The following is a 19364-nucleotide window of genomic DNA, read 5'->3' as shown; positions in this document are numbered from 1 at the left end:
TTCGTATAATTTCGCATAATCATACGTCTGAATATGCTACTACTCCCCTTTTCATTAATTTTGCAGCTTCACTAGCACAATCGGCAAGATATGGGTCTACGCCGTCGATAGCTTTAAGATACTCTCCTGCAACAGAAAGCTGTGTAAGTATATCTACCAGTCGCTTAGACTGTCTAACAAAGTCGCCGCCGGTAATATCAGTATGATCGCGCAGAATTTCCGACAACTCAGCACCTTGAACCCAATCGTACATCATATCTACTGCACCAAATTCAAGTGTTCTAAGTTCAGGCAAATGAGATTTATCGCACAAGGCTTGTGTTTGCATGAAAACATCCTTCATAGCGCACACTCTTTCAAACACTATTCCTTTTTGCCCTCCAGGGTATCTTCGTGGTTCTCCATCGCTAAAACCACGAGACTCATATACAAGAGCCGAAAGGCATGCAGCAAGCTCTTGAGGACGCAAATTATTGAAAACTCCCCCACAAATACATTCGGCAAATACTATATCAAGCTCATTGTAAAGTCTTCTTAAAAGCTGACCTCGTTCAGTTAAAAGCTGCATTGCACTATGATCATCGCTTTGCGTAATATAATTTAGTTCTCGAAGAACGTTACAAATACGGTCAAACTCTCTAACTACTGATCCAGTACGAGCTTCGTAACGTTCACTTACTTGACTAAGCTCTTTATTTTCGCGAATCCAATGATATCCCCAGCGAAGATGATCAACAATATCAGTACAACTTGCGCAAGGATGATTCCTTTCTTCTTTGCGAAGCTTATCTATCTTATCGTCTAAAGCTTTAAACGCAGCACTTCTTTCAGATTCAGTGCGAAATATAGTGTGTTTCAACTTACGGCGTTGATCATGCTGAGCATCTTTTAGCTGCATACGCAATTTCAAAAATTCAGAAAAATCGCCTTTATCACATTTGAACGCATCCTCGTAACCTTTAAGAGCGTCCTGAAGCTCTTTCATACGATTTTGAAGTCGTTGAGCAGATTCATTTGCTTCCCACTGAGCAAAAGACTTATCAAGCGTTTCTCTCGCAGTTACAGTGTCACTAGTGTGCAAAAGATTCACAGCCATATTAAACGTAGGAGCGAAACTTGAGTGAAGAGGATAAACGCGTTTACTGGAAAGCGCTGCAGCTTGTTGAGGCACAAAATCAGCATTATCTACAAGAACAGCATGACCAATATCGTCAATACCTCTTCTACCAGCACGACCAGTAAGCTGAGTGAATTCTCCAGGAGTAAGAGGAACATGACCAGTTCCATCGAATTTAACAAGTTTTTCAACAACCACACTTCTAGCTGGCATGTTTAATCCGAGAGCGAGAGTTTCAGTAGCGAACACAACTTTTATAAGACCGCGCTCAAAAAGAGTTTCAACAATATGTCTGAATAGTGCAATCATTCCAGCATGATGTGCTGCGAATCCCTGTTCTAAATCGTAACGGAATTGCTCAAATCGAAGAGCATGAAGATCTCCCTTGGAAAGCTGGTCTGACACCATAGAATCCACAATCTTGCGAATTTCATACATTTCATCGTCGCTTGTGAGAGTCAAACCAGCGTTTAAGCATTGCTGTACAGCTTGATCGCAGCCTGAGCGAGAAAAAATAAAATAAATTCCAGGAAGCATATTCAAATAATCAAGCTCATCTATAACAGCCCAACGTTTAGGAGTATGGCGTTTAGCACTGGAACTATTATTAGATTCGTTACGGCCATTAGAATACTTAGAAAGTTTTCCCCTACCGTGTTTGCTATTTCTAGAGAATTTAGCTCTCTTAGAGGCATAACGATCTAATTCCAAAAGACGTCTAGCAAGAGTAGGATTAACACGCTTATTAGCGCTTGTAACGCTTTTAGAATCGTAAAGATTTAAAAGTTCAGGTTCTGTTTGCCCATCTTTTTGTATTACAACGTGTCTTTCAAGAGGAACAGGACGATGCTCATCAATAACAAGATGAGTATTTCCACGTACTGAAGTAAGCCAAGCGGAAAAATCTTCTACGTTAGAAACAGTAGCTGATAAGCCAATAATTTGCACATCTTTAGGAAGATGAATAATAACTTCCTCCCACACAGCACCACGGAACTTATCGGCTAAATAATGAACCTCATCAAGAATAACGAAACCAAGAGATTGCAGTGTAATAGACTTCTCGTAAAGCATGTTTCTAAGAACTTCTGTAGTCATAACTACAATATCTGCTTCGGAATTTACGGAAGTATCTCCTGTTAACAGGCCTACTTTATCAACTCCATAAACTTCGCATAAATCATGGTATTTCTGATTACTAAGAGCTTTCATTGGTGTAGTGTAAAACGCTTTAACACCACGTTTTTGCGCTAAAAATACAGCAAAATCAGCAATAACTGTTTTTCCTGCTCCGGTAGGAGCTGCTACCAGAACATTATCGCCATTCTCTAAAGATTCATTTGCTTCCTTCTGAAAATCATCAAGCTCAAATGGCAAAGTGCGTTCAAACTTAGCTAAGTTTGTAAGCTCTCGTTTCTGTAATTTTTTGAAAGCTTGATATCTTTGATAAGGTGAAAGTGATTCGTCTTCTGTATCTATGTCTGATTGCTTAGCATTATGCGACGAGCGCGAAGACATAAAGTATCTCCTACTTGATCATATAAAACGTAAATGTGAAGTATGCGTAATCTAGTATTACAGGTCTTCTTCTCGTAAAGACTTTTTACTCCATCTTTCCCATACTGCTTTGTGCTTTTCTCGCTTAAGATTTTTCCTTGCGATAACAAATTTTAAAGTCTCTTCGTGAAGATCTGCAGCATCTTTCAAAGGCCTTGTAAAAAGTGGGTCGCGATTAACTTCAACACTATTTTCGCAAGTATTAAGATGATCGAATTTAGAGGAGATCTTACTAGAAAGTGCGCTGCAATTTTTTACTATGCGAAGTAAGGAAACTACTACTAAAAATATTCCCAAAACAATCATGCATAGCATGAACAGTGTTATAAGTAACCAGACCCACCAAGGCATTTATTCCTCCGTTTGAGGAGTATCGGCATGATTTACGCTAAGTTCGCGTTCTGCTCTAGCAATAATCATGCTGCGAAGTGTTTCAGGAGCAACGGCAGTAATATGGCGGGAATGTGCAATGCAGAACGCCACAAACCACGAGTCAGATGAAACAGTGAGATGTACTTTTACACCATCACCGTATGGTTGCATCTCTGCTCCCGAAAGCTTTTTCAGGAAGTTAAGATCAGTTTCATCAGTAATAAAGCAAGTTTCAGTGCCATTGTCGAAACTCCACTTACGAAGTTCGCTTACTGGAACATCAGGTACTTCAACAGGAGATACAGGCTTTACAACTTCAGCATGCTCAATACGAGCTATACGAAGCACTTGCCAAATTCGCGGCAAACCGTTTGCTTTATTAATAGAAGTATCTTTTTTAACTAAAGACTTTTTATCTTCAGGAGCTTGATTTTCTACATCAGTCCACACTGCAACGTAGTAAACGCCTTCATCTACAAAAACTTTAGAAGGTGCAACAACTTTACGTCGAGTACGACCAGCTCCATCAGTATATTCCATATCTAGCAAAGAACCGGAATTAATTGCGCTACGAACTACAGAGCAATTACGAGGTTCTACTTCGTACCCGGTTAGGCTTAACCACGGAGTTTCTCCCGGACGAACGTGTCTACGCAAGCGCATGTAAAGTGATTCGGCTTTTTCGCGCTGATCGTCTGGAAGCAGTGGAGAATGAGCTAGATAATTAGCAGACGCTGTTAGCATACTCATATACTGTTGCGATACGCCTGCAAGTCGTTCCAAACCGAGAGAATTTGTTGCAGAAACAATACTCTCTGATTCAAGAAGGGACCAATCAATATCAAAGAACTGGCTTCCTGCCATTTCGCCGTCATCAGAAACGGTTGTAAGAGTATTAATATCTTTATGCAGGATTGTCACAAACCTATGAAGTTCGTCATCATTCTTTGGCTTGCCAATAAACCTTTCTGCAAGCTCATCTAATGGGAATTCTTCTCCGAGGTGAGCCGAGAGGAAAAGCATTAAGCGAAGTCTACGATCTACTTCACTTCCGGTTTGGAAAGAACTTTTCTTTTGATGAGAATTATCTGATTCAGATTGAGATTCGTTCTCTAATGTTTCGTTTTGCGAATTCTCGTTTGAATTTTCGGAAACTGATTCATCGCATTTAGTAAATTGCGTAGCAGAATGAAGTCTACGGTGGAAAGCATCAACTGCTTCCTGTGGGCTTACTACGCTAGAACCAGGATGTTCGAGAACGAACATTGCTAAATCGTCTGAATCTGTATAAGCAACGTTTAGATGCTCCCCATCAACATCAACTGTTGCTGCAAATCTACGAGAATCAATAACCTTTACTAATGCGTCTGGAATAGTTTGTGTACCAAGACCAGGAGCAATGGAGTCCAAGCCTAGACCCGGAATAGGGGTCTGAGGAACGCGAGGAGCTGTTCTAGAAGTGCGTTGCTGCTGCTCTCTTTGCTCACATTCAGAAGAAGATATAGACATAGAGCGAGCTAAATAGTTCGCAGCTGCAAGTACAGGAAGTTCATCTTGTGCAAAACGAAGTCTTACGCGAGGTTCATCTCCTAGCTGAAGACGATATGAAGCAAAATCCTGGCCCTCTGACTTTGATGAGTACTCCGGCTGCCGAGATTCTATTGCAATTCCCATTGCAGCTAGTTTGGCTCTATCTCGCTGGAACTGTTTTGCAAATGCTGCTTTAGCGGCTTGATCGGCAAGCTCACCGTAGGAATCAGCGTAAGCTTTTACTCGTTGTGCTATTTGACGCGAAGTCAACCATTGTGGGAATGCGGAAGACAATACAGCTAGCACATCTAGCTCATGTTTGCCCCACTTATCGGAAAAGCGTCGTCTTCCGTTACTTCCTTCAGCCATCGGTCCTCACGTATCGTTTTATTGTTAATTTCTTCTAATATGCACACTACCGCATCTGCTACAATTACTTGGTTTGCACAGTATGCGAATGCGCGCATGCTTTTTCTATTTTAGTGGCATTTTGCGGTACGTGTGGACATTTCTTAAAAAACTAATAATTTTTCTTTAAATAAAATCCACAGTTCACTCTAATAACGTTGAAAATCCGCCATTTTCAGGCGACACGCCATAGTGTAATTTTTTCTTAAAAATTACTACTATTGCACGTTTTTTAACGTTATTTACAGCAAAATGCTCTTTTGCGGGATCATTTTATCCAAGAATCTGGTTCAATTCCTTGTGGTCCCACAAACTCTCCATTTGGTACATAACTTGGTTCTCCCATGTCCTCTAAAACAGCGTCAGAAAACATAGAAACTTGGTTACCAAAAGTCCAATCACCCCTAATAGTTACTGATTTTGCAGCAGCTAATGCTGGTACTGAATAAGGGAAACGCTCGTTGAAATCATTTATATTACGGTAATATCTTGGATCTAAGTCAATGTCTGGGAAAATATAATTTCCGTCTTCCATTTCGTAAGAGTCTGTCAAATGGAATCTGTCTGAGCGCATAATAAAAAGATCGTTAGTAGTTTTTACTGGTAAGAAGCGCATGCGGTCTACTTCTACGCAAATTGCTTCGTCAAACAGTGATACGATTGCTCCCATTGCAGTTTCTAACTGTACTACTTGAATGCTGTTTTCGTCTGTAGGATCAACAGTTTTTCTATTACAAATAACAGGAAGTGGAAGTATCCCATGGTACTCTTCTAATTTTTCTTGCAACGCATCAATACGAATCCAAATATTATTTGTATTAAAATACGGATGCTTTTTAATACTTTGAGCGCTTCTGCGATCTTCAGGATGAACTTGTGTCATTTCGCGAAGCAATAATCTACCGGTTTCTACGCTTCTAACTATATGTCCGCCTTTTCGGTCGGCTTGAGTTCGTCTAGCAACTTCAATCATGATAGGCGCGCCAGTATTTTCAAAATGCTGCGCTAGTGTGCGAGAAGGCCTTGCTCCTAAATTATCAGAATTCGATATGAACAGATAATTAAAACCATGCTCTTTTAATGTGCTTAGTATGTTTGATTCCCATATGGTTGAGAAAATATCTCCATGTCCCGGTGGGCACCATTCAAGAGAAGGATCCGCTTCGTAAGATACAGGCTCTCCTGTTTTTTCTACTAATTTTGGCTCCTGGTGCTGAATAATTTCTACAGGAATATTTTCTTGCACAAACTTGCGGTTTCGTTTAAGTACTTGCAAAGTATCGCGAGAAGTGCGGAATGAGTTCATAAATATAAGAGGAAGATCCACTCCAAGACGTTTCCTGGCAGTTAAAACTTGACCGATTATTATATCTATAAAACGCATTTGCCGAGCTTTATGCCTACGAACAGGAAGTAAAGATTTTGCGCATGACAAACCCATAGATGTTCCTAATCCGCCGTTAAGTTTAATAAAAGCAGTTTTTCCAAATGCTTTTACAGCATTATCATGATCAATCGTTTCGTAAATTTCATGAAAATTTGGAACAGTTTTTATAGGCTCTACTGTACTTTCGCGAATAAACTCTCCAGATTGATTATTGCGCCAAACTTCGTAGAGGTGAGCAAATTGTTCAATAGAAGTATCGCTCATATTGTGTTCGCGCATCTTTGCAGCGGACAACTCAAAGGTGTCGTCCATGTAAAAGCCTCCTCGTATGCATGTGACCCTAATAGTTTAGCGATTTGTGCTCTTTCGTGCAAACGGTTTGGGATTTATAACCTAAATGTAAAACAAAAAGCGTAGTGAATGCTTATTTGGTATCCACTACGCTTTTTCTAGTGTTAATTCTTTAAATCAAAAATTGTCTTTAATGTTGTTGTCAGCGTCATCTTGTTCTGTTTCATCTCCAGTTTTAAGATGATGCTCATCGTATCCCTGAATGTAGCGCGTCCGCTGCCAGTGATGAATAGAAGCATTAGTTCCACGGTGGTGAACGTGATACTTTCTTGGAGTTCCACCATAAGGTAGTTCCTTAACTTCTTTAGCAACAGCAATTTGGTTCACATTTGAAGGATCCATAATTGCAATTGGTGCAACTGGATCTGCCTCTGTTGGAGCCGCAGTACGATTCTTCAAGTGAGATGGCAGCCATTCTGCAAACCATGAAAGCGCAAGGCAAATCAGGAAGTATAAGACTGCAGCAACGCTTAAGGTTTGCAAGATATTGAAGTACATTGATCCAAGTCTGCGTGACTCTTGAAGAAGATCAGTATACATAATAATCGATCCAAGAGCAGTATCCTTAAGTACGACAACAATCTGAGTTATTGCAGCCGGAAGCATAGCAATAACTGCCTGTGGCATTTCTATTTGAGTAAGTGACTGATATTCTGTTAATCCTAAAGCTAAAGAAGCTTCTCGCTGACCGTTTGGCAAATTACCAACACCAGAACGAACTAATTCTGCTACAACGGAACCGTTGTACATAATCAGAGCTAACACTACAGCCCAATATGATGCTTCTTTCATTCCAGAAAGCGCAAAAGCTCTCCACAAGAAGATCATAAGAAGAAGTACTGGTACTGCTCGGCAAAACTCAACTATTATTGCGGAAACTACACGAGTAAGCAAATTTGGTAAAAGTCGGCACATGCCGAAGAATAAGCCAAATGCTATAGATCCGACAATAGCAACAAGAGATGCCTTTAATGTCATCCACAATCCTGGAAGATAAAAATCAACCCAAGCTTCGGAATCTACTGCAGGATTCCAAAGTACGGGCGAAAGCTGATTTTCGCCGTCTGGAGGATTACTTAATCGCATAAGAACAGCAATAATAAAGATTGCAAATAAGCATCCTGCAATAATATTAGCTATTCGTATTTTCTTAAGTGCGCGAGGACCTGGCGCATCAAATAAGAGTGATTGTTCTTGATTTTTAGCCATGATCATCACCTTCTAACAGCGAGCTTGTTTGAAAGATACGTTGTTAAAATGCCAATAGGAATAATCAAAATGATGTATCCTACGGCGAATATGAGGAATATTGGGATTATAAGATCTGCGTTCTTCTCAATCATTTCGCTCATAAGTGACGAAGTTTCAGTAGCTACTGACGCTGCTGCAGCTACCGTAGAATTCTTCAGTAAGGCTATGAAAGTGTTACCGAGAGGCGCTACAGAACCGCAGAAAGTTTGCGGCAAAATTATGTGCGTAGCTGATTGGAAGAAATTAAGACCTAAAGCTCTACAAGCTTCTGCCTGTCCAAGAGGAACAGTGTTTAATCCTGATCTGAGCGATTCGCATACGAACGCTGCTGTGTAAAGAGATAAACCTGCTACTGCAAGCCAGAAGAAGTTTATGTCGAAAATTTGTGAAAAACCTATTTTCAGCTGAGCGTACACACCTAATACCATGAAAACCATGATTATAGTGAGCGGCATGTTCTTAAACAGTTCAACGTAAATAGTTGCTATAGTTCTCAGTGAAGATACTGGGCATATTCGCATAGTTACTAAAATTACGCCGATAATAGTCGAAAGAACTACACAGCATAAGGTTATTTCAATATTTACAAGAAACGCTCCTGGAATATTGTATTCACTAAATAATTGTATAAAATCTTGCATCACTTCTCCCCTTCCGCTGGAACTGGAGGATTGTACTTTTTATTAGGCTTGAATCCAGTACCTCGAAGATTATCATCTAAGGCTCGTTGCCAAGACCCATTTCGAATCATGTCTTTCAAAGCGGCATTAATGCGCTTAGCAAGCTTCGTATTACCCTTTTTGATGCCAATTCCGTAATATTCGGCAGTAAATGGTTTATTAACAAGCTTTAGTCTGCCTCTAGAAGCGGTTGCAAGGCCTGCAAGAATAATATCATCTGTAGTTACAGCGTCAACAATTCCTGAGAACAATGCTGTTGCACACTCTGCGTAACCCGGTTGTTGCATAAGCTGTACTTTTGATGCGTAACGCTTTTTTATAACAATTGCAGAAGTAGAACCAGTTACTGAGCAGAGTCGTTTTCCATTCAAATCGTTAGGTCCGCTGACTTTGTGCTCGTCTTTACGAACTAACAAATCTTGACCTGCAACAAAGTAAGGTCCTGCAAAGGAAATTGTCTTTTTGCGCGCATCAGTAATTGAGTATGTCGCAACAATCATATCTACGTCACCGTTTTGAAGCATTGCTTCGCGTTGCTTCGATGGTGATTCTTTCCATACGATTTGATCTTCTGAATAGCCTAGTTTTTTAGCAACGTATTTGGCTACATCAACATCGAATCCTACGTATGTTCCGGATTTTTTAAAACCTAAACCTGGTTGATCAAATTTGATGCCGATACGAATTACTTTTTTGCCATCGCTACGATCGCATGCAGTGAGCGGGAACACGCAGCATATGCTACAAATCATAGCTATCAGCGAACGTAGTATTCGTTTGTGTAATAGTTTCATGTTTGTAAATCCCCTCTATATCTGCTTTTAGCAGTGAAAAACTTACGAAAACTTAAAATACTTGTGATGTTTAGTGCGTAAGAATCTTTGAGAGGAAGTCTTTTGCGCGATCTGTACGTGGATGCTCGAAGAATTCTTCTGGAGTGTTTTGCTCAAGTATTTGACCATCTGCCATAAACACTATTCTGTCGGCTGCTTTACGAGCAAATCCCATTTCGTGCGTTACGCAAATCATTGTCATGCCTTCTTTTGCAAGTTCGACCATAACATCAAGAACTTCGTTTACCATTTCAGGATCAAGTGCTGATGTTGGTTCGTCAAAAAGCATAACTTTTGGTTGCATTGCCAGTGCGCGAGCGATTGCAACACGCTGCTGCTGGCCACCAGAAAGCTGAGACGGCATTTTTTGAGCTTGATTATCAACGCCAACTCTTGCAAGAAGATCCATTGCAAGGCTTTCTGCCTCGTCTTGGCTCATGTGACGTACTTTCATTGGTGCGAGAGTTACGTTTTCTAGAATAGTTTTGTTAGCAAAAAGATTAAAAGATTGGAAAACCATACCAACTTCGGCTCGTAAAGCAGCAAGTTCTTTACCTTCTTGAGGTAAAGCTTTACCATCTATACGAATATCTCCGGAGTCGATCGTTTCTAATCGATTAATAGTGCGGCACATTGTTGATTTTCCAGAACCAGATGGGCCGATGATAACAACTACTTCGCCTTTATTAATGGAAAGGTTGATATCCTTTAGAACGTGCAATTTGCCAAAATGTTTTTCAACATGGCTGAGTTCTACCAATGGAAGAACTGTTTTTTTAGTAGTATTTTTTTGTGTATCCATGGAAAGAATGCTAGTAGATTTGTGTTACGTGTAGTTATCGCATACGTTACTTTTTTACTTAAACTTCGTTGCATCGATATGTAAAATATGTTAAAAATAGTCAATTTTTCTTTAATATGTTGCGAATTACTGTAATATTCTGACTCCGCTCTGTAATATTTACACAAAACTACTTTTATTATATAAAAAATACCGCTGAAAGGCGTTTTTGTAACCCTTCAGCGGTATTTAATAATTAAATTTTATTAAGAATAATTAGTAAACAAAACTATTCGTAATATTATTCGCAAATGTTACGAAATAATTTACTCGTCTTCTTCTGGATCATAATCAACGCCAGTTTCTGCACGCTGCTCGTCCGAAATTGGGGCTGGAGCGCCAGTCAGAGGGTCGCGTCCGCCGCCAGCCTTAGGGAAGGCGATTACGTCGCGAATCGAGCTTGCGCCTGCCAAAATAGCAGCAGTACGATCCCAGCCCAAAGCAATACCAGCGTGAGGTGGAGCACCATACTTGAAAGCTTCAAGCAGGAAGCCGAACTTTTCGTCAGCTTCAGCTTTATCGATTCCAAGCACGTTAAGAACGCGGTCTTGAATATCGTCACGGTGAATACGAACGGATCCGCCGCCCATTTCGTTACCGTTGCACACGATATCGTAAGAATCGCTCATAGCATGCTCTGGATCTTTATCGAACTTATCGATCCAATCAGCAGATGGCATTGTAAATGGATGGTGCATAGAAGTCCACTTGGAGTGGCCAACTGCAACATCGTCATCATCTGGATCATCAGTGCGCTTAAACAGTGGGAAGTCAACAACCCAAGTAAAAGCAAACTCATCTGGGTGAAGCAATCCTGCGCGGCTTGCAAGCTCTACGCGAACAGCTCCAAGAAGAAGTTGGGAAGATTCGCGGCTTCCAGCTGCGAAGAACACTGCGTCGCCATCTTCTGCACCAACGGCTTCCTTAAGACCTGCGCGCTCTTCTTCGCTAAGATTCTTAGCAACAGGACCCTTTAACTCGCCATCTTCACCAAACACAACATAAGCTAATCCCTTAGCTCCACGCTGCTTAGCCCAATCCTGCCAAGCGTCAAACTGACGACGAGGAGTTTCAGCACCACCCTTAAAGAGCACAGCACCAACATACGGAGCCTGGAACACGCGGAATGGAGTGTTCTTAAAGAAATCAGTCAACTCAATAAGTGGGTTTCCAAAACGCAAATCTGGCTTATCGGAACCGTACTTATCCATTGCTTCCTGCCAAGTAATACGAGGCAAAGGAAGAGTAATTTCGTGACCTGCTTCCTTCCAAATAGCAGCAATAACGCGCTCTGCCATAGCCATAACATCTTCCTGGCTGGCAAAGCTCATTTCCATATCAAGCTGAGTGAACTCAGGCTGACGATCTGCACGGAAGTCTTCGTCTCGGTAGCAGCGTGCAAGCTGATAGTAGCGTTCGACACCAGAAACCATGAGCAACTGCTTTAAGAGCTGAGGAGACTGTGGAAGTGCATACCAAGAGCCTGGAACCAAGCGTGCTGGAACAACGAAGTCGCGTGCACCTTCTGGAGTGGACTTAATAAAGGTTGGAGTTTCAACCTCAGTGAAGTCCATATCTTCCAAAGCGTGACGAGCAGCCTTGGCCATATCGGAACGCAACTTCAAATTGCGCTGCATAGACGGACGACGCAAATCAAGATAACGATACTTTAAACGTACATCTTCGCTAGGAAGCTTGTTTTCGGACTCGTTTTCCAAAGCTGTCGAAACTTGGAATGGTAATGCATCGGACTTTGCAAGAACAGTAACTGTTTCAGCAACAATCTCAATCTTACCTGTTGCCAAGTGATCATTTTCGTTACCATCTGGACGCAGACGAACTTCGCCAGTTATTTGCACAACAAATTCGCTGCGCAATGGTCGTGCCGTCTCCTCATCGTAAATAACAACTTGTACTAATCCTGTATTATCGCGGACATCGACGAAGGCAACGCCACCGTGATCACGGCGACGATCAACCCAACCTGCGATGGTTACTTTTTGCCCGACCAATGCTTCAGTCACTTCAACGGCATGGTGCGTACGATACGCCGTTTGGCTCATAAGTCCACTTCCTCTATGTTCTAATAATGATGTAATCATTTTTCCATTGACACAAATCTGTGCTTATTATGCGAGTAAAAATACACGCAAACTATTTAGCACAGGAAACTGTCTGCCGGGCATACACAGTATCTGGTTGCCACGACGTGACATCTGCTGATTCTTGGTCTCCTGTAATTATGTTCTTTACTTCATCTTGAGAAGACTCAGATTCGGTACTGTCTGCAGGGAACCAAACGTAAGGAATACCAAGCTTGTCAGCATACTTGATTTGCTTTCCAAGTTTTGCTGCAGTAGGAGCAACATCAGTTGCAATACCGCGATCGCGTAATACTTTTGCAATAGCATTACACTTTGGTCGATCTTCCTCATTCCACACTGCAACAAGCACAGCTGCAGGAGAAACTCTAGAAACTGTAGCTTTAGCTGTGTGAAGCATATATGAGATCAAGCGAGAAAGGCCAATTGAAAGGCCAACGCCTGGATATTTTTTCTTTCCTTGAGAAACAAGATTATCGTAACGGCCACCAGAACAAATGGAACCTAGTGACGCAGCATTATCAAGGAAAGTTTCATAAACAGATCCAGTGTAGTAGTCAAGTCCACGAGCAATCTTCAAATCAGCAACAACAGCACCAGGACGTATGCGAGCTGCTTCATCTACAATCATTGCGAGAGTCTCTACGCCTTCTACTGCAAGAGAGTAAGATTCATTATCTTCACTTCTAGAAATATTATGCTTATCGCATAGTGCATTAAAGCGTTCTTTAAGTTCTTCGCCAGTTTCTGCAGTAAGCTCAGCTAATTCTAAGCAAGCAGCAGCTTGAGAATCTGTAGCTCCACACTCTTTTACCAGGAGTTTAGACACTTCTTCAGAGCCGATTTTATCTAACTTATCGATTTCTCTAAGAACGCCCTCAATATCTTTTAGTCCAATACCACGGTAGAAACCTTCAGAAAGCTTACGATTATTGGCGTGAACTGTAGCTTTTGGTAAGCCAAACTCTCTTAAGCGCTCAAGAGCTTCAACCATAACAAGAGGAAGCTCAACTTCGTAATGAGATGGTAATTCACCATTCCCTACAACATCAATATCAGCTTGCACAAACTCGCGGAATCGACCTTCTTGAGGACGCTCGCCACGCCAAACTTTTTGCATTTGCCAACGCTTAAATGGGAATGCTAAATCACCAGTGTGTTCAACAACGTAACGGCTAAGTGGAACTGTTAAATCGAAGTGTAAACCTATGCGATCTTCTACAGGCGTGTCGGACTCATGACCGACCTCTTGTAAGCGCGATAATAAATAAATTTCTTTGCTTGTTTCGCCTTTTTTCAAAAGGCTTGATCCCTGCTCTACTGCACGCGTTTCAATGCCAATAAAGCCATTAAGTTCGAATACTTCCCTAAGTGTGTCAATTACTTTCTGTTCAACAGCACGTTCGCTTGGAAGCCATTCGGGAAAACCAGATATTGATGAGCCTTGTACCATGTCCACTATAATAGGTTATGTTACGGAAAAATCATGGCTTACCGTCATACTTATTCGTAACACTGTTACCGTGCATATGCTGTAAGGAGTCGTCCCGTGACCGAACAGACTAAACCTGAAGAAAATACCCAATCCACCGCTACAACAAAGCCGCATGCGCCGTCGCCTGCGAGCTTTGCCCATAAAACTAGAGTTGTAGCTCAAGCCCCAACTATTTCGTATAGTGATGAGGATGTAAAAGCTGCAAAAACTTTTGGGCGTGTTGACGAAAATGGCACTGTTTATATTCGTGAAAATGGTGATGAAAGGGAGGTTGGACAGTACTCCACTGGCACTCCAGATGAAGCTTTAACTTTCTATGTTCATCGTTATCTTGATTTGAAGATTAAGCTCGATCTTTTTGAAAAGCGACTTGAAGCTTCTAACGTTAAGTCAAAAGAAATTGACGAAACTCTCAACACTTTAGAAGCAGATCTTGAAAATCCTGCAGTTGTTGGAGATGTGGCAGCTTTGCGTACTCGACACGCCGAGCTTAAAGTAAAAGCTGATGCAAAAAAGGAAGAAATTGCTAAAGCTCGTAAAGAAGCTTTGGAAAAGGCTTTGAAAGAGAGAACTTCTATCGTTGAGCAGGCTGAAGCATTAGTAGCGAATATGGGTGAAGCAACCAATTGGCGTTCATTAGGAGACAAGCTGCGTTCACTCTTCGACAAATGGCAGCAGCACCAGCGCACTACAATTCATTTGAACAAAGCTGATGCAGATGCCCTTTGGCAGCGCTTCTCTAAAGCTCGTTCATCTTTCTCTCAGGCTCGTAGCGCATGGGTTAAAGAGCGTGATAATGTTCGCGAAGGAGCAAAACATGCTAAGGAAGAGATTATTGCAGAAGCTGAAGTCTTAAAGAATTCAACTGATTGGCGTGAAACTTCTATGAAGTTCAACGCTTTGATGGATCGTTGGAAGAAGGCAGGTAATGCTGGCCGTCAACATGATGATGAATTGTGGGCTAAGTTCCGTGAAGCTGCAGATGTCTTCTACCATGCTCGTCAAGCTGATCGTGAAAAGCTTAATGCTGACGAGAAAGAAAATCTTGCTAAGAAAGAAGCACTTTTAGTTAAAGCCGAAGCTTTGCTTCCAGTAGCAAATGAGGAAGAAGCTAAGAAAGCTCGTAAGGCTTTGTCTGCTATTCAAGATGAGTGGGATACTATTGGCTATGTTCCTCGTGAAGACATGCGTCGAGTTGAAGCTCGTTTGAACGATGTAGATAAGAAGATTAAATCTGTTGAGGATGCTGCGTGGAAGGATGAAGATCCTGAAGCTAATGCTCGTAAGTCTAGTTTTGCTGCACAATTGCAGGCACAGCTTGATGAGCTTAATGCTGCTATTGCCAAAGAAACAGACAAGAAGCGCAAAGCTAAGTTGGAAGCTGAGAAGGCAACTAAGGAACAGTGGCTTAACGCTATTAAATAGTTCTGCTTTTAGCTTATAAACTTCTCTAAATACATTTATGAGGCTGCTTGAAAATTCAAGTAGCCTCTTTTTGTGAAATTAACTATAAGTTGGATTTTTCCATTAAAGAATTAGCGAGTTTAACAAAAGTAGCAGCTAATTTAGAATCTGACAATTTTCCTTCCTCATTTAGCACAGCAGGTCGTCCGCTTTCTCCTATTTCGCGTATGGATGTGTTTAAAGGAAGTTGTGCTAGAAGTGGAACATCAGTTTTAAGTGCCTTGCAAAGCTGCTCGCTTACTCGCTTTCCACCTCCTGAACCAAAAATTTCTAGGCGCTCGCCATTGTTTTCAAACCAACTCATGTTTTCAACTACGCCGCGCACTTTTACTGGTATTTGTAATGCCATAAGTCCTGCTCTAACTGCTACGTCTGATGCGCTTGGCTGAGGCGTAGTAATAACAACAAGTTCTACGTTTGGAAGTGATTGTGCTACAGCTAATGCCATATCTCCTGTTCCAGGTGCTAAATCAAGTAGTAAAACGTCAGGATTTCCCCACCAAACATCAGATAAAAACTGTTCTAAGGAGCGTTGTAATCGAGGTCCCCTCCATAAAATCGCTCTGTCTGTTCCTGCAAACATTCCAATTGATATAAGTTTTACTCCCCAAGCTACTACTGGCATAAGCATGCCGTTTAAATTAGTAGGTTGGTTATGAACACCAAACATGTGCGGTAATGAGAAACCGTAAACATCTGCGTCTATAGCTGCAGTATCGTATCCTAAAGCAGCGAAGGTTGCAGCGAGATTAGCTGTTATTGAAGATTTTCCAACTCCGCCTTTTCCGGAAGCTATTGCAAATATTCTTGTGTGATTGCCTGATTTATTAAATGGATTTTCTTTACGCTCCGCTTTTAAGTCAGCTACTAGCTTCTCTAATTTATCTTTGCTCATAGCTGCAGTAGTTATTTGCGGTATAAGTTTAATTTTAGGATATTTAGATACTGCTTCTTTTACTCTTTCTGTTATAACTTCTGCAAGAGGACAGTTTGGTACAGTAAGTTCAAGATTGATATCAACATTGTAGGTTGGCTGCGAATTTTCGCACGTTGAAGTGTCGCATTGCATTTTAGATACACTTACGCCAGTTACCATATTTAGTTCAGTTACAGAACGTCCTAGCTCTGGATCTATTACGCTGCTAAGAAGATCGTAAACTTTTGTTGCTATCTGATTTGAATCTTCCATTTATTAAGATTCCATTTCGTTCTCGCTTGTATTTGTATTTACATTGTCAAGCGAAGTGTCAAAAGATTCGTCGAGTGTTGTTTCCGCTTTCAATGCTTCTTCTAAACTGCCTGTTTCAAGTAAAATATTAAATTGGTTCTCATTTAACATAGGAATTCCAAGCTCTTGTGCTTTAGTTGCTTTGGATCCAGAGTTTTCGCCAAGTATTACGCAATAAGTGTTTTTGCTTACAGAATTTGAGGCTTTTCCTCCTCTAGAAACAATAGCTTCTTTAGCTGTATCTCTAGTAAAACCTTGCAACGATCCTGTAACAACAACAGTTTTTCCGGTTAAAGTTTGTGAAAGAGTTGAAGTTTCAACTTGACCTACTACCCCAGCTTTTTTCCAAGCGTATAAGATTTCAGATCTCCAGTTTTCTGCAATTTGTGCTTGCTTAAACCAGTCGTACACGGCTTGTGCAATTTCAGGGCCTACGCCGTCTATGCTTGTAAGCTCTTTAACAGAAGCTTTAGCAATATTATCTAAAGATCCAAAATTTGCCGCTATAACGCGCGCAGTTGGAGGACCTAGTCTACGAATAGAAAGCGCTACTAGCACACGCCACAATGTGGCTTTTTTGCCTTTCTGAGCTATTTCTTCAAGCATACTGCGTGTTGTTTCTGAAGGTCTTGTGTAAGTTGGCACTTTTACAGTTACAAGATCATTTCCTTTTTTGATACGTTTAATCGTAAAACCATTTACAAACGCATCATTTGGAACCTCAAATTGAGGATATTGTGGGTTCCATTGGGATTCGTTATCAGCTATATTTTTGTCTTTTTCCTCTGAAGAATTTTCAACACTATTATCTACAAATTTTGCTTCTAAAGTGCGAGTCCAAAAAGCTGAAACTTTTCTCCAAAGACCAGATCCGCCAATTTTGCGCGTGCGTTTTTTCAGTTTTCCATCTTTGCTTACTTCTTGCCATTCCTCAACTAGAGGAATTTCTTTCCAAACCATTACTTTGCGCAAATCATCTGCGGTTATGTTGAAAATTTCTGCTTCGCTACTAAGTACAGGATTTTGCGGTTCAGGTAATACTAAATTTGGATCTGGCGTATAAGTTTGCTGAGAAGAACCACGTTTTATTACGATTTTATCCATATTTGGGCAGTAAACTTCCACAGTGTTTGGCCTAGAATCTTCAGGATTCGTAAGAGCTAAAGCAGCGTTATCGCCAAGATTTTCAATATCAAAAGCATTCCTGGAAGCTAAGTTAATTATTCTCTCTGTAAGCTGTGCTGGGCAGCTTTCTACGTTTGGACAGCGAATATCTTTATCTCCCTGTTTATCTGGAGCTAATTTAGTTCCGCAAGAAGGACAATATTGTGGCATAACAAATTTGCGAAGCTCATTTTCGCGTCCTTCTCTAGCTTTTAAAACAGGTCCTACTAGTTCTGGAATTACGTCTCCAGCTTTGCGAACTACAACAGTGTCTCCAATTAGAACACCTTTGTGTTCAACTTCGTAAGCATTATGAAGAGTTGTGCGAGATATAGTGGAACCTGCTACAGTTACGGGTTCAAGAACTGCTACTGGAGTTACTCTTCCAGTCCTACCAACTTGTACAACAATATCTTTAAGAACAGTATTTACTTCTTCTGGTGGGTACTTATACGCTATTGCCCAACGTGGGGCGCGGGAAGTTGCACCAAGTCGACGTTGCAAAGCGCGATCATCAACTTTAACTACAATACCGTCTAAAGCGTGTAAAACATTTGCTCTATTATCTCCGTAGTAGTTAATCATTTCCTCAATTTCAGAAAAATTCGTAACTTTTCTGGTGTATGGAGAAACAGGAATACCCCACTGTTTATATAACTTGTACGCGTCCGACTGATTAAAAGATGTTTCACTATTTTCGTGACTAGATGAAGGGTTCCAACGTAACTCGCCTAGTCCGTGTGCAAAGAAACTTAATCTGCGAGTTGCTGTAATACGAGGATCTTTTTGACGTAAAGAGCCTGCTGCTGCATTTCGAGGATTTGCAAAAGGTGCTTTTCCAGCATCTTCCTGCTCATCATTTAATTTTCTGAAATCATTCCATGTCATAAATACTTCGCCGCGTATTTCTACAAATTCTGGAATGTCATCTACATTTTCAGCATGTAGTTGCGTAGGTATAGCTTCTATAGTCCTAACGTTAAGTGAAATATCTTCACCTGTTACGCCATCTCCTCGAGTAAGTCCCTGCTCAAGTGTGCCGTTTCGATAAATCAAATTCAACGCAAGGCCGTCAATCTTTACTTCGCAAGTCATTGGAAGAGGTTTAGATTCAGGCCAGTTAAGATCTCGAATTACCCCATCATACCAGTCATGCAATTCTTCAATTGAAAAAACGTCATCCAAGCTCATCATTCGAGATGGGTGTTTTACAGAAGCAAAATCATTTGAAAAAGTTCCGCCCACGCGATGTGTTGGAGATTGAGGAGTATCTAAAGTTGGGAATGTTGATTCAAGAGCATTTAACATTCGCATGCGTGCATCGTATGCCGCGTCTGAACTCGTAGGAGCATCTTCAACGTAGTATGCAATCTGATCAGATTGCACCCATGCAGCCAATTTTGCCCAAAGTTTTGCAGCTTGCTGTGTGGTTAAAATTGCTGGCTGTAGACTTGAAAGAGCTAAAGCATCAGAGTCTGTAGGCTTCAAGTTTGCAATCCACTTTTCAGTGTCTATTGTTGAGTTCCACTCATTCGCTTCATGCATGTAGGTTTTGCTATCAGTTTTGCTATTTTTACTGTCAGT

At 41.1% G+C, this 19364-nt stretch carries 13 protein-coding genes; 1 reads left to right on the top strand and 12 read right to left on the bottom strand.

What is annotated here, in order from left to right; genetic code table 11:
- Positions 1–19 precede the first annotated feature (19 nt).
- The 10 genes from ACNEUN_RS03945 to hisS all read right to left on the bottom strand — a co-directional run bounded on the left by ACNEUN_RS03945 (position 20) and on the right by hisS (position 13882).
- Positions 20–2635, bottom strand: a complete 2616-nt coding sequence (locus ACNEUN_RS03945) for a DEAD/DEAH box helicase (protein ID WP_463630969.1) — start codon at positions 2633–2635, stop codon at positions 20–22.
- A gap of 57 nt (positions 2636–2692) precedes the next feature.
- Entirely contained in the window at positions 2693–3025 is a 333-nt protein-coding gene (locus ACNEUN_RS03940) for a hypothetical protein (protein WP_463630967.1), read from the bottom strand.
- Positions 3026–4945, bottom strand: coding sequence for a helix-turn-helix transcriptional regulator (locus ACNEUN_RS03935; RefSeq protein WP_427876887.1), 1920 nt, complete (start codon positions 4943–4945; stop codon positions 3026–3028). It lies immediately after the preceding gene.
- A 307-nt stretch (positions 4946–5252) separates the two neighbouring features.
- Positions 5253–6683 (bottom strand): UTP--glucose-1-phosphate uridylyltransferase, encoded by a 1431-nt coding sequence (locus ACNEUN_RS03930; RefSeq protein WP_427876889.1) that lies wholly within the window; start codon positions 6681–6683, stop codon positions 5253–5255.
- A 156-nt stretch (positions 6684–6839) separates the two neighbouring features.
- Positions 6840–7931: an amino acid ABC transporter permease gene (locus tag ACNEUN_RS03925; protein ID WP_463630964.1), complete on the bottom strand. Its 1092-nt coding sequence runs from the start codon at positions 7929–7931 to the stop codon at positions 6840–6842.
- Between the two features lie 5 nt (positions 7932–7936).
- Entirely contained in the window at positions 7937–8614 is a 678-nt protein-coding gene (locus ACNEUN_RS03920) for an ABC transporter permease subunit (RefSeq protein ID WP_427876893.1), read from the bottom strand.
- Positions 8614–9447 carry a glutamate ABC transporter substrate-binding protein gene (locus tag ACNEUN_RS03915; RefSeq protein ID WP_427876895.1) on the bottom strand — a complete coding sequence of 278 codons (834 nt, stop codon included), beginning with the start codon at positions 9445–9447 and terminating at the stop codon, positions 8614–8616. Before ACNEUN_RS03915 ends, ACNEUN_RS03920 begins: the two co-directional genes overlap by 1 nt.
- 70 nt (positions 9448–9517) lie before the next feature.
- Positions 9518–10288 carry an amino acid ABC transporter ATP-binding protein gene (locus tag ACNEUN_RS03910; protein WP_427876897.1) on the bottom strand — a complete coding sequence of 257 codons (771 nt, stop codon included), beginning with the start codon at positions 10286–10288 and terminating at the stop codon, positions 9518–9520.
- A gap of 305 nt (positions 10289–10593) precedes the next feature.
- Positions 10594–12390 carry an aspartate--tRNA ligase gene (gene aspS, locus ACNEUN_RS03905; RefSeq protein WP_463630962.1) on the bottom strand — a complete coding sequence of 599 codons (1797 nt, stop codon included), beginning with the start codon at positions 12388–12390 and terminating at the stop codon, positions 10594–10596.
- Positions 12391–12481: 91 nt separating this feature from the next.
- Positions 12482–13882 carry a histidine--tRNA ligase gene (hisS, locus tag ACNEUN_RS03900; protein ID WP_427877544.1) on the bottom strand — a complete coding sequence of 467 codons (1401 nt, stop codon included), beginning with the start codon at positions 13880–13882 and terminating at the stop codon, positions 12482–12484.
- A 96-nt stretch (positions 13883–13978) separates the two neighbouring features.
- Here hisS and ACNEUN_RS03895 point away from each other — a divergent pair, with 96 nt between their 5' ends.
- Positions 13979–15349 carry a DUF349 domain-containing protein gene (locus ACNEUN_RS03895; protein ID WP_463630959.1) on the top strand — a complete coding sequence of 457 codons (1371 nt, stop codon included), beginning with the start codon at positions 13979–13981 and terminating at the stop codon, positions 15347–15349.
- Between the two features lie 82 nt (positions 15350–15431).
- Here ACNEUN_RS03895 and ACNEUN_RS03890 read toward each other — a convergent pair whose 3' ends face one another.
- Positions 15432–16577 (bottom strand): Mrp/NBP35 family ATP-binding protein, encoded by a 1146-nt coding sequence (locus ACNEUN_RS03890; protein WP_463630958.1) that lies wholly within the window; start codon positions 16575–16577, stop codon positions 15432–15434.
- Positions 16578–16580: 3 nt separating this feature from the next.
- Positions 16581–19325 (bottom strand): NAD-dependent DNA ligase LigA, encoded by a 2745-nt coding sequence (ligA, locus tag ACNEUN_RS03885; protein WP_463631092.1) that lies wholly within the window; start codon positions 19323–19325, stop codon positions 16581–16583.
- Positions 19326–19364 lie beyond the last annotated feature (39 nt).

The organism is Gardnerella sp. C0684A1 (assembly GCF_055326835.1).
The sequence above is the reverse complement of the archived record's forward strand: the minus strand, read 5'-3'. Positions and strand labels throughout refer to the sequence as shown.